10 protein-coding genes and 5 pseudogenes are annotated in these 11,105 nt (G+C 58.3%); 9 read left to right on the plus strand and 6 right to left on the minus strand.

Going from position 1 to position 11,105, the window contains the following annotated elements:
• Positions 1–1,593 carry a peptide ABC transporter substrate-binding protein gene (locus N181_RS25330; protein ID WP_037435278.1) on the minus strand — a complete coding sequence of 531 codons (1,593 nt, stop codon included), beginning with the start codon at positions 1,591–1,593 and terminating at the stop codon, positions 1–3.
• Between the two features lie 202 nt (positions 1,594–1,795).
• Here N181_RS25330 and N181_RS25335 point away from each other — a divergent pair, with 202 nt between their 5' ends.
• The 3 genes from N181_RS25335 (at position 1,796) to lhpI (ending at position 4,816) form a co-directional block, all read left to right on the plus strand.
• Positions 1,796–2,683, plus strand: coding sequence for a MurR/RpiR family transcriptional regulator (locus N181_RS25335; protein ID WP_037435277.1), 888 nt, complete (start codon positions 1,796–1,798; stop codon positions 2,681–2,683).
• A gap of 163 nt (positions 2,684–2,846) precedes the next feature.
• On the plus strand, positions 2,847–3,644 hold the full coding sequence (locus N181_RS25340; RefSeq protein WP_037435963.1) for a M55 family metallopeptidase: 798 nt from the start codon (positions 2,847–2,849) through the stop codon (positions 3,642–3,644).
• Positions 3,645–3,862: 218 nt separating this feature from the next.
• Entirely contained in the window at positions 3,863–4,816 is a 954-nt protein-coding gene (gene lhpI / locus N181_RS25345) for a bifunctional Delta(1)-pyrroline-2-carboxylate/Delta(1)-piperideine-2-carboxylate reductase (RefSeq protein ID WP_037435270.1), read from the plus strand.
• 36 nt (positions 4,817–4,852) lie between these two features.
• Here lhpI and N181_RS32380 read toward each other — a convergent pair.
• Positions 4,853–5,691: pseudogene (locus tag N181_RS32380) on the minus strand (RHE_PE00001 family protein); the annotation flags it as partial.
• A gap of 292 nt (positions 5,692–5,983) precedes the next feature.
• On the opposite strand from N181_RS32380, the gene N181_RS25360 reads away from it, so the two are divergent.
• On the plus strand, positions 5,984–6,238 hold the full coding sequence (locus N181_RS25360; RefSeq protein ID WP_037435268.1) for a type II toxin-antitoxin system VapB family antitoxin: 255 nt from the start codon (positions 5,984–5,986) through the stop codon (positions 6,236–6,238).
• Entirely contained in the window at positions 6,238–6,624 is a 387-nt protein-coding gene (locus N181_RS25365) for a type II toxin-antitoxin system VapC family toxin (protein WP_037435265.1), read from the plus strand. Before N181_RS25360 ends, N181_RS25365 begins: the two co-directional genes overlap by 1 nt.
• Positions 6,625–6,676: 52 nt before the next feature.
• Here the strand turns inward: N181_RS25365 and N181_RS25370 are convergent.
• Positions 6,677–6,950 (minus strand): annotated as a pseudogene (locus N181_RS25370) (type II toxin-antitoxin system Phd/YefM family antitoxin).
• A gap of 6 nt (positions 6,951–6,956) precedes the next feature.
• Here N181_RS25370 and N181_RS25375 point away from each other — a divergent pair.
• A pseudogene (locus N181_RS25375) lies at positions 6,957–7,474 on the plus strand (tyrosine-type recombinase/integrase); the annotation flags it as partial.
• A gap of 654 nt (positions 7,475–8,128) precedes the next feature.
• Here the strand turns inward: N181_RS25375 and N181_RS25385 are convergent.
• Positions 8,129–8,338 (minus strand): cold-shock protein, encoded by a 210-nt coding sequence (locus tag N181_RS25385; RefSeq protein ID WP_037435258.1) that lies wholly within the window; start codon positions 8,336–8,338, stop codon positions 8,129–8,131.
• Between the two features lie 258 nt (positions 8,339–8,596).
• Positions 8,597–9,185 (minus strand): annotated as a pseudogene (gene repC, locus N181_RS32385) (plasmid replication protein RepC); the annotation flags it as partial.
• Positions 9,186–9,280: 95 nt separating this feature from the next.
• Between repC and N181_RS25400 the strand changes: the two are divergent.
• The 3 genes and pseudogenes from N181_RS25400 to N181_RS25410 all read left to right on the plus strand — a co-directional run bounded on the left by N181_RS25400 (position 9,281) and on the right by N181_RS25410 (position 10,299).
• A complete protein-coding gene (locus tag N181_RS25400) occupies positions 9,281–9,571 on the plus strand; it encodes a type II toxin-antitoxin system Phd/YefM family antitoxin (protein WP_037435255.1) in 291 nt (96 codons plus the stop codon).
• Entirely contained in the window at positions 9,568–9,945 is a 378-nt protein-coding gene (locus tag N181_RS25405; RefSeq protein WP_037435254.1) for a type II toxin-antitoxin system VapC family toxin, read from the plus strand. Before N181_RS25400 ends, N181_RS25405 begins: the two co-directional genes overlap by 4 nt.
• A 10-nt stretch (positions 9,946–9,955) precedes the next feature.
• A pseudogene (locus N181_RS25410) lies at positions 9,956–10,299 on the plus strand (hypothetical protein).
• 318 nt (positions 10,300–10,617) lie between these two features.
• Here the strand turns inward: N181_RS25410 and N181_RS25415 are convergent.
• Positions 10,618–11,105: HEPN domain-containing protein (locus N181_RS25415; protein WP_155621623.1), on the minus strand; the 488-nt coding region annotated here is incomplete at its 5' end.

An 11,105-nucleotide genomic window follows, 5' to 3' on the forward strand; every position in this document is an offset into this window, starting at 1 on the left:
CTACCGAACGATTTCCGTATCTCGGATGGGATAGAGCCTCAGAGTAGTGTCCGGCTGAAGGTTTTTGACATAAGGCTTAACGAGCCACAGCGACGTTTCCCGATAGAGGGCGCTCATCGGCTGTTGCTCCTCCAAGATCTTGTTCGCTTGCCGGTAGGTCTCAATCCTCTGAGTTTCGTCGGTAGCCACCTTCGCTTTTTTGATCAGTGACGCGAAGTCCTCGTTTTTGAAATGGCTGTTGCGATAATCATCGGTAATCAGATCGCCATACCAATTTTCCGGATCGACGTAATCGGATACCCAAAGAGCGGTTATAATGTCGTAGGGCGCACTCTTGCGGGCGTTCACCCAAGCGGCGAAAGCCTTCAACTCCATGACGTTGATCGTAGCGTTAATGCCGAGATTTTCGGACCACATCTGCTGCAGCAGTTGCGCGACGATCGGCTGCGAAGCGCTATCCCGCACTGTGAGAGTGAATGGAGGAAACCCGGCGCCGTTGGGGTAGCCTGCCTTGGCCAGAAGCTCGCGCGCAGTGTCCACATTTCCCTTGATTGCGTCGTCCTCGTTTGCACCGGGAATACCCGGCGGAACGATTGTTTTTGCGACTGCCGCGGTTCCATCGCTGACGACTGACGACAGCGCGTTCCGATCAATGGCCAAGCTCAACGCCTGCCTTACGTCCTTGTTGTCCCACGGAGCATGCGAATTATCGTACTGGACCCACCAAGTGCCGGAATCAAGATTCGTGATCAATTCCTTGGCAAGAGTGGCGTCCTGCCGAACCCTCTGAATGTCCTGTATCGGAATGCACGTGGCGAAGTCGATTTCCTCAGCCTCGTAGGCTCGAAGTTGCGCTTCGCAGATATCGCCCGACGCGACCGTCATCCTGATCGTGTCAATTGCCGGCTTCCTTCCCGCATAGAAGGGATTGACGTTCATCTCGATCGATTGATCGTTTACCCGGGATACGAGTTTGTACGGACCATTGGAAACGATGTGTTCGGGAAGCGTCCAACGCTCGCCCCACTTCTCTACTACGGCCTGCGGAACCGGCGTTATGTATGGTAACGCGAGCTTCGCCAAAAACGAGGGCGCCACGCGTTCCGTTTCGATAACAAGCGTGTGGTCATCCACGGCTTTGATCTGAACCGTTGCGGCATCTTTCGTTTCACCGGCATTGTAAGCCTTCGCGCCCTTGATTTCCGTCAGAAACTGCGCATTGCCGCTCGCAGTGTTCGGGTCAAGGATGCGCTTGAGGGAGTATTCCCAGTCCTTGGCGGTCACGGGATCGCCGTTCGACCACTTGTTTTCCGGCTTCAACTTTATCGTCCAGGTCAAACCGTCCTTGGATCGTTCTATGGAGCTGGCTTGCAAATAGACGAGTGTCCCGTCGTTTCGAATCTTTGCGAGCGGTTCGAAAAGCTGGCTCTGAATGACAATCGCGCCGTCATCCACCCGATTGGGATCCATGAAGCGAGGCTCCTCGACGATCATCCGGAATGTCTCGCCTTCGCCGGCAAACGCCGGCGTCAAATACGTGGAAGCCGCCAACGAGGCAGCAAGTATGGAGGCCGCAAAGACCTTTTTCCTCATTTTAGTTCCCCAATTTTTGTCGGTTGATCGAACCTTCCTCCAACAGGCTATTTGTAAGTTTCATAAAGTCAATACCAATTTTGTCATTTAAATTTCAATTTGACACTCTTCCAATTCGGGGCATAAGAAATGTTAGAACGGTTTCCAGTTGAAAGTTTCCTTTCACCGGAGCGCACCAATTACAGAGCTATCAAGGCTTCAAATGTCCACGAAGACGGTCAAGCAACGCTTAAATGACTATGTTATGGCGGGGTCGAAAGCGGAGCGCCGCATAGCGACTTTCATGCTGGCAAGCATTGCTGAACTGCCCTTTGATACTGCCGCTTCTATATCAAAACGGATTGGTGTGAGCGAACCGACCGTGGGACGCTTTTGCCGTAGTCTGGGTTATCAGAACTTCAAGGCTTTGAAGGAAGACCTGCAGCACGACATCGGAGGAGGTCCGTGGCTCCTTGGTGACCGATTGAAGGAGTTTCACGACCGAACCAAATCCGGCGACGGTGAGCAAGGACGCGGGCTGGAGTTAGAAATCGCGAGCCTCGTGCGGATCTATGAACTCGCGCGAACAGAACATTGGGCCAGGGCGGTGAAAAAACTGGCGCGCTATCGACAAATCTTCGTGGCCGGATTTCAGACCGAACGGGGGCTTGCACAGTACTTTGCCAATCAGTTGCAATATCTGCGTCCCAACGTGCATCTTGTCGATATCGCTGGCGGGAACTTCTCCGAGGCGTTGTTAAACGAAGAAAAATCCACCGCGCTCGTGATTTTTGAAGCGCGAAGATATTCACGCTTATCGGAACTACTGGCCAAGAACGCGAAGTCGCGCGGAATCCCGCTGACGCTAATAACCGATGCCTATTGCGATTGGGGTCATGATCTCGCCGATGAGATGTTCGTCGTTCGGACGGAGTTCAACATGTTCTGGGATTCGACGGCTCACATGGCGAACCTAGCCAATCTGCTGATTAACTCGGTTTTCAAGGAGCTTGGCCCGCACGTGGAACAACGGCTGAATGCTGTCACCCGCCTGCACGGCGATTTCATAGGATATGTCGGTGAGTCGACCCGGCAGGATGCCAAATCATGATCGGAAGTTGGGGGTCAGTCGCATTGCAATCTGGCAATACCGGCTAAGACCGGAAGACTCGAAACAACACTGAACTAGCCCGCGGCAACGAGGCAAATGCCGCCCTGAGCTACTCCGGGGCGTCCCTTTTGCTCGTCCGCATTTTCGTATGCAAGGAGGCATTATGAAAATCTTCATTAGCGCAGATATCGAAGGCACCGCAGGAATCACGGCTTGGGACGAAGCCAAGAAGGGCCAGCCTGAGTACGCGGAATTCCGCGAATACATGACGAACGAATTAGTAGCCGCCTGCGAAGGAGCGCGTGCCGCCGGCGCAACCGAAATCGTCGTGAAAGACGCGCACTCGTCGGCTCGGAACCTAATCCTATCAAAGCTGCCGCCGTACGTGAGCGTTGTCAGGGGCTGGAGCGGGCATCCAGATGAGATGATGTTCGGCATCGATGGAAGCTTTTCAGCCGCTCTGTATATCGGCTACCACAACAAGGCGGGCACCGACACGAATCCTTTGGCTCACACGTTAAGCGGCGCGGTTTCCAGGCTCCTGATTAATGGCGAAGTGGCCTCAGAGTTTACGCTCAATTCTCTGTGCGCTTCGCGCTACGGTGTCCCGTCGGCCTTTCTTTCCGGTGATGCAGGTATGTGTGCCGAAGCGGAAGCTGCGGTTCCTGGTATCGCCACTCTAGCCACCAGTGAGGGATTTGGTCCGGCTACAAAATCTCTGGTCCCGGCGGCTGCGGTAGCCGCGATCCGTGAAGGTGTGGAGAAAGCCCTGGCGAGAAATGCCAAGCCCTCGCTGCCGAAGCTTACCGAGCAGTTCGAGCTCGTCGTTGAATATACCAATCCGACGGATGCTTACAGGAACAGCTGGTATCCCGGCATGAAGCATGTCGCGCCACGAACGCTACGCTTTGAGGCGCAAGACTACTTCGAGATCCAACGCGCGATACGCTTCGTTGTCTAGAGGTGCCCGCACGGATGTTTTTTCGTCCGATGACCAACCGCCGTAACGAGGGCCGGACAGTTGAGCCGAATTGTAGTCTGAATGGGGAATTCCTGCCGGAGCCCCGCGGATACCGCGACTTGATGCCGGGAACCGAGCAGCAGGTCGGCGAGCCAACCCGCTGTTGACCCACATACAGTATCCCAACCCTCTAAGCTGCCACGGAGCAGGAGTCGAACATGGGTGAACCACTGCTACTAGACGCCAGACAGACCGCCGCAAAGCTGCCCTTCCCGGAATTGATAGCGGCTCTTCAACGGGGCTTTGCTAAGGGATGCCAGACACCCGCGCGCCACCATCACACATTACGCAGCGAAGGTGAACCTGACGGTACGTTGCTCTTGATGCCCGCCTGGTCCAACGCCGATGACGAGGATCATTTCCTCGGCGTCAAGCTGGTGACCATTATGCCGGGCAACATGAACCGTAGCCTGCCTGCTGTCGTATCGACATACATGCTCTACGATGCCATCACGGGCGAGCAGTTAGCCCTTATGGATGGAAACACACTGACGAGCCGGCGCACCGTGGCAGCCTCTGCGCTTGGTGCCAAATACCTTTCTCGAGAGGACTCCTCATCGCTGGTCATTATGGGCGCTGGCCGGGTGGGAAGCTTGATCGCGGACGCTTACTCCGCAGTGCGATCGCTTCGGCACATCGTCGTCTGGGACATCAATCCCGAACAAGCCGACCGCCTCGCCTCGTCCCTCCGTGACCAGGGCCTTCCCGCGCAATCCACGACAGACATTAAAACCGCAATCGAATCCGCCGACATAGTCAGCGCCGCAACGCTTGCAACCGAACCTGTCGTTCGAGGCGAGTGGCTGAAACCGGGCACTCACGTCGATCTCATTGGGGCCTTTACCCCGGAGATGCGAGAGGCTGATGACGAAGTGATGCGTCGCGCGTCGATCTACGTTGACACCGCGGTAGCGCTCGAGGAGGCGGGAGAGCTTATCGAGCCACTCGCCGCGGGGGTAATTGGCAAGGAAGCCATTCTTGGCACTCTCACCGACCTGTGCCGAAAGGACGAATTCGCACGTGCGAACGCAAATCAGATCACTTGTTTCAAAAGTGTAGGCTCTGGACTCGCCGACCTTACCGCAGCCCAGCTCGTCTATAAACGCATTTAAACAATTATATGCGGCTTCGGAGTTCCAGCGAGCTCCCAGGCCGACCTCGGCGGCCGCGATCAATCCTTGGGCGATGGCGAGCAACCGGGTTGCGCGATCGCGATGCCGGCCCCGATCGGCGAGAACGCTTTTGAGACCGAGATTGAACGCAGGCAGCGGTGACGCCGGCCGGGCGCAGGATCGATGCGGACAGCAGCCGGCCGAGCCAGGGGCGCGTGCTGCCGCACGGCGAGCTCGTTCCAGGCATTAAGGGCGACGGCCTGCAGCACCGCCGGCAGATTTTCGGCTTGCCGTATCACCGCTCTCCACTCCTCCAGGCGCTCGTCCTCGTCCCAGTCGAGATGATCCTTCTCCCGGTCCCTCGCAGGGCCGGGCGTGTTCGCCGCCTCGATCGCTGCATCGGGCCAGCACCGCGTCGATGGCGGCAAACTCCGCGTCGAGCGGGCTGGCGCCGTCATCGCGGCCCTCCCCCTCCCCTTCTCCGGCCGCGTCGGTACGCACCACAGCGTCTTCGTTCTCGACGCCGCCGGCGCCACCGATTGATGGTCCAGGCCACGCTTGGCGGCGCAAGCTGCGGAGGCGTCAGCCGACAAAGCCCAGGCGGGCGGCTGCGCCGCAATCCGCCGGCGGGTTTTCAGGACGTCGCGGGGTCAGTTCGTGGGTGGGGGTGCGGATGTCGCGGCGTCGTGGAGGACGAGATCTTCGAGATGGACAAGCTCGCCGTCGAGCCAGAGGGAGGCACAGGCGTCGGCGAATTGCATGCGTCGAGCAAGCCCGCCGACCGGCGAGTGAGCGATGTACTTGTTAAGGCGCGCCCGCGCGATGCCGAATGGCGGAAACGGCCTCAACAGACCGAACGGACCTATTATGAACAATTAACCATATGAATTAACATCTAAAATTTCACCAACGGACGTTAATAGGTCCTATCTTTCCGTCATTCGGACGCCACTTTCCGCGCGCAATCACTATCGATAGGGACCAAGTATCGATAGTGATCGATTTGAGCCGGAAAGCCGCAAAAGTCGGGGCAAAACCGCTGTGGCGAGCTGTTCCGCATGGCAAAAACGCTCCGTGTCGTGGATGAAGTGGATGCGTCGTACCTGTCCCTTGCGCCTGCGGCGGAGCCAGGTAGAATATAGACAAATAGGAACCAAGGAACCAGAAATGGCGCTCAGCATCAAAGATATAGAGACGGAACGCCTTGCAAAGGCACTGGCCGAGAAAACCGGTGAAACCATTACCATGGCGACCCGCCGGGCACTGGAGGAACGGCTGCGGCGCCTCGCAAACGTGGGAAATCGCGATGTTCTTCTCGAGGAGCTTGGCGCCAGCCGCAGACGCTGGGCGAAGCTGCCGGTGCTCGACAACCGCTCCGCCGACGAGATCTTAGGGTATGACGAAAACGGGCTCCCCAACTGATGGTCATCGACACATCCGCCATCGTCGCGATCGCGTTCAATGAGCCGGAAGCGGAAGACTACGAGCGAAAAATCGTCGACGCTCCCCGACGTTTCATGTCGGCCGCGACAGTCCTCGAGCTCGCCATCGTCATCGAGGCGCGCCTCGGCGAAGCCGGCGCCGCAGAACTCGATCTCTGGCTTCACAAGGCGGGCGTCGAAATCGTCGCCGTCGACGCGGATCAGATCGCCGTCGCAAGGCGAGCCTGGCGCAGCTACGGCAAGGGCCGACATCCGGCAGGTCTGAACTATGGCGACTGTTTTTCCTATGCGCTGGCCAGGACGCGCAACGAACCTCTGCTCTACAAAGGCGATGATTTCTCGTGCACGGACATCGAGGCGGCATGAGTTTGCATCCGCTGCACCGGCAGCCGCCGCAAGCCGCGTGATGTCCGAGGTTTCAGTCGGCAGCATGCTTATCCATCAGGAGCTCGGCATTGAGATGGTCGAGGCCCGGCTCCATTTCGGACTTCTCCACGGCGGCGAGATCGGCATCGCTCAGGTCGGGCATCGCCTCGACGCGCCGGTCAAGCTGCGACAGCCGCACATAGTCCTCATAGGCAGCACGGTGCGCGGTCGACCATTCTTGGTGTGATCACCGGTTCCCGCACGGCGGCATCCTGATAGGCTCCGAAATTCTTGGAAACCGCCGCGGCGGTCACGGTCGATGTCATCACACATCCGGCGGCCGTCGCCGGTCGGAAGTGGCGGGATTGCGTGTCGAGGATCTCGTTGATGAGGAACCGGTGCGCGCCGACCCCTCCGACGAGGACTCCCCTCCCTCCCCTGCCTGTCGATCCGTCTCGGCCGCACGAAGACGACGACCGAGGACGATGACGAACATGTGCTGTTGATCGGCAGGCCGGTGACCGCACTGAAACGGTGGCTGGCGGAAGCCGGAATTGCAGCCGGGCCGGTGTTTCGGCGCATCGATCAATGGGGCAACGTCGACCGTCGGGCGCTGACGCCCCAGTCTGTCAACCTCATCCTGAAAGCTCGCGCCAAACAGGCCGGACTCGAGCCCGCGCTGTTTTCGGTACATGGCTTAAGATCCGGCTATCTGACCGAGGCGGCAAACCGCGGTATCCCTCTGCCCGAAGCAATGCAGCAGTCGCTGCACAAGTCGGTGACACAGGCGGCGAGCTATCACAACAACGCGGAACGAAAGAATGGACGAGCGGCCCGGCTGATCGTCTAGGCGGAACTACGCGCCGAATAATGTATCGACTCGCGTCTCAAACGACTGCCATTCTTCCGGTTCCGTTTCCGCCTCCGATCTATCGCGCCTGTCAGCGGCCGATGCTGCGCTGCCGCAGGCTTCAGCACGCTGCATCAGCGACAGCATTTCTGCCTTCAAGCGATGTGAGCGCTGCAGGTCGGCGGCGTGCTCGGCGTTCTGGCGGGGACATCGCCGCGCCGGCTGCCTGTCGTGCCGCCTCCAATTGTTTCTTCAAGCTATCAAGCTCGGCTTTTGCTGGAAAATACTGTCGCACCACTGCGATGAGCTCGCGGTCACTGGCACTGATCTCCACGATCCCTCCTTGGAATTCTTGGACGCGGGCATTGGTCGATAAGAATGGCAAGATCGGCATAGAGTTCCAGTGAAAACGACAAAAGCCCGACGCGGGAGGAGGTGCGCCGGGCTACGAAACTGACCGACAGCTTGGGAGGAGGAGAGCTGTCCGTTGGAGCGAAGCGGTTCGGGAGGAGACGAATCGCTTCGGTCGGCTATAAGGTCGTCATGCTGCACTGCACCAAATTCAACCCCGAGGCACATTGTGTCGAGAAGGTATTGTGAACGAAAAAGGCCGGGTTCTACCCGGCCTCCTGGAACGCGGTTTTGCAAACAGGCTTAAGCGGGCTGCAAGTTATCCGCCGACATCTTGCCGGACTTGCGATCCTTCACCAGCTCGTAGGTAATCTTCTGGCCGTCGTTGAGGCCGCGCATGCCGGCCCGTTCCACCGCGGAAATGTGGACGAAGACATCGGCGCTGCCGTCGTCCGGCTGGATGAAACCAAAACCCTTCGTTGCGTTGAACCATTTTACCGTACCGGTCGCCATAACGTCTTCCTTTGATCTTCGTCTTGCCGAACCGCTGGCTCGGCTGAGTCCTCTTTGCGGCAGAACTGATAAACGGTTCTGGCATTGGCGAAAAGGCCGAAAGACCGTCGCTGTCCTCCCGAAATTTCCTGCTGTAGCCTTTTCGCCGCGGCGGGCTCTTTTCTTGACTTACGCGCGGATCATGCTCATGCAAGAGCAATCCTAGAGCGTTTTGCGAAACAATCGGTATCGCTGAGCTCCGATCGACTTAAATGTCGATCATGAGACCCTTCGCACTTGCACCCCACGTGCCCGCATCAATGCCATCAGAACTGGCCCCAATGAGAACTCGCCTCGACGGGCCTTGGACGTCAGGTCGCGCAGATAACCGCCGGCCGAGTTGATATGCCCTTGCCTCTCGAGGATGCAGGCGATTGCTGCGGCCGCGTTTTCCGGCCCCATCACATCACAGGCATCTTGATAGGCGCTCGGACTGACGCCAAGCATCGACCGGACGACAACCGCGGCCGCCATCAGATCGCGCCAGCTCGAAACGGAGCCATCCGGGCCATATATCGCGATCTCCGGGCAGGCCTGCAGCACCATACTAAGCGGAAATGCCTTCAGCGGTTCGCGCCGGCGTTCCGGTTCTGGCTCGGCCTTCGCCCCCAGCTCTTTCGAGAGCTAGGTTCAAGTTCATGGATGGATTCGGTATTTGAATTCTGTATGTGACGCTCAGCATGAGCATCATTGGCGCTCGTATTTCCGATTTTTCCTGAAATTCCAAGAGATTGAGGATCTCACCGTGCAGCAGCTGCATCTCATCGAGCAACATCGTGAGATCGGCGAGCGTGGGTGTACGCGGAATCCGGATCAAGTATCGATAGTGATGCGTACAGCGTCGTTTTACACGTCTCCGAGCGAGGCTATGGTGCCCATGACAAGCAAACGACGGAGGCCTTGATGCCCCAGACCACGTACAAGATCAGCGAAGCCCGCAAGCATTTCGCCGAAGTGCTCGACCGCGCCAACCACGGCGAGGAAATCATCATAATGCGCGGCAACGAAGTCTATGCCCGCATCGGTCCGGCCGACGGCGGCAAGCGCCCTTTCGGCCTGTTGCGCCAGCGTGGTCTGCCGGACGACCTGTTCGACGAGGTCGACGCCGAACAGGCCGCAATCGATGCCGGCGACCGGAATGACGATGTCGGCATCTGGCAGGGCGGACCCAACGACCGCAAGACCTCAAAATGAAGGTACTGCTCGACAGCCCCGCGGTCTATTGGTGGACAATCGGCAGTGATCGCCTCTCAGCGACGGCACGCTTGCTGATCGAGGACAAGGCAAATACCATCCTCGTCAGCGCGGTGTCCTTCTACGAGCTCGCCAACAAGATGCGCCTGAAAAAGCTCGATCTCAAACCGCAGGAGTTGCGTGCCGCAGTCTCGGATAGCGGTTTGCAGACCCTTGCCATCAACGATCTACATGCCGAACTGGCGGCGGCCTTCGAATGGGATCACCGCGATCCGTGGGAACGTATACTCGCCGCACAGGCGCGGCTCGAACATTGCGCGTTTGTTTCCGTCGACGGCGCCTTCGATGCGGTACTGCATGAACGGGTCTGGTAGTCTGGTAGCCATGCCAATGAAGATATTCATCGATTTCGAGGAGGCGGCAGAACGGCTGGAAGAGCTGATCGATTTGGCCTTCCGACAGGACGAAGTCTATGTGTGCCGGGGCGGATGGCCTGTAGCTCTGCTGACCTCCTTCTCAGGGACGAAGGATGATTTCCGCTCAGACGAAATCGCAGAGATTCTTGCTGACACAGGGCCGACCGCCCCCGGCAGCAAACTGGTCGAGGGTGGAAAAGTCTTTTCGGTCGACGAGGTCTGGGTGCTCGCTGCGGCAGGCCGCCGAGGCGGGAACATAATATGGCGTCGGCCCACGATGATCTCTATGACGAAGACGGGCTGCCGGGATGACCATCGCAATGCCGATCGCCTCGCCGGCCGCCCTGTCGTGCCACCTCCAACTGTTCCTTCAAGCTCTCCAGCTCGGCTTTCGCTGCAAAATACTGTCGCATCACGCGATGAGCTCGCGGTCACCATTTGGCCTCAAAGATAGAATTTCGGTATCTACCAGCACTGCGGCCAACAGTGGACGTCGAGACGGTAACCGTTCTGAAGGCCTGTACCACCGCGAGCGGATCTGGCGGACCTTAATGTCTCCGGCGAGTCCATCCCTCGGTCCTAGTCAATTCCATCCCCTTGGTCGAAGCGCAGCGGAGCTCGGAAAGCAGGTTAGGTGGCGCCGCCTATCTGCGCCAACTCTGCCAGTCGTTCCTTGCAGATCCTCTCAACGAGGCGGTGTAGGTGCTCGGTCTGTTCGATCAGCCAAGCCAGCGCTTCGTCGGTGATCTCGAAGTGTTTCGAATAGCGCGCCTTCACATAGGCCTCGTTAAGAATGTTGTACCATGCCGTGAGCCGATGATGGTCGCGCGGCCATGCGTCGACGAGCCGGCGGTCCTGGTCTTCGGCAAGCCCGCGTAGAAATTTGAGGTTATGCGATGGCGGACTGTAGTTGGTGAGCGTGAGCAGAACACAGGAATAGGCAGTCTCGACCGATTGGTGCAACAGGAACGCGGCGTGATTTTCCCAGTTGCTGGAGATCGCGACACGGGCGAGCCCTAGGAAACGCAATGCACTCTCGTGCTGCCTCTCAAAGTGCTCCCTTGCCACTCTAAGCGCATCGGCAGCGGAGAGCCGTTTCGGCTCCGCCAGCGGCCGGT

The sequence above is a fragment of the Sinorhizobium fredii USDA 205 genome, from assembly GCF_001461695.1.
Lineage (GTDB): Bacteria > Pseudomonadota > Alphaproteobacteria > Rhizobiales > Rhizobiaceae > Sinorhizobium > Sinorhizobium fredii.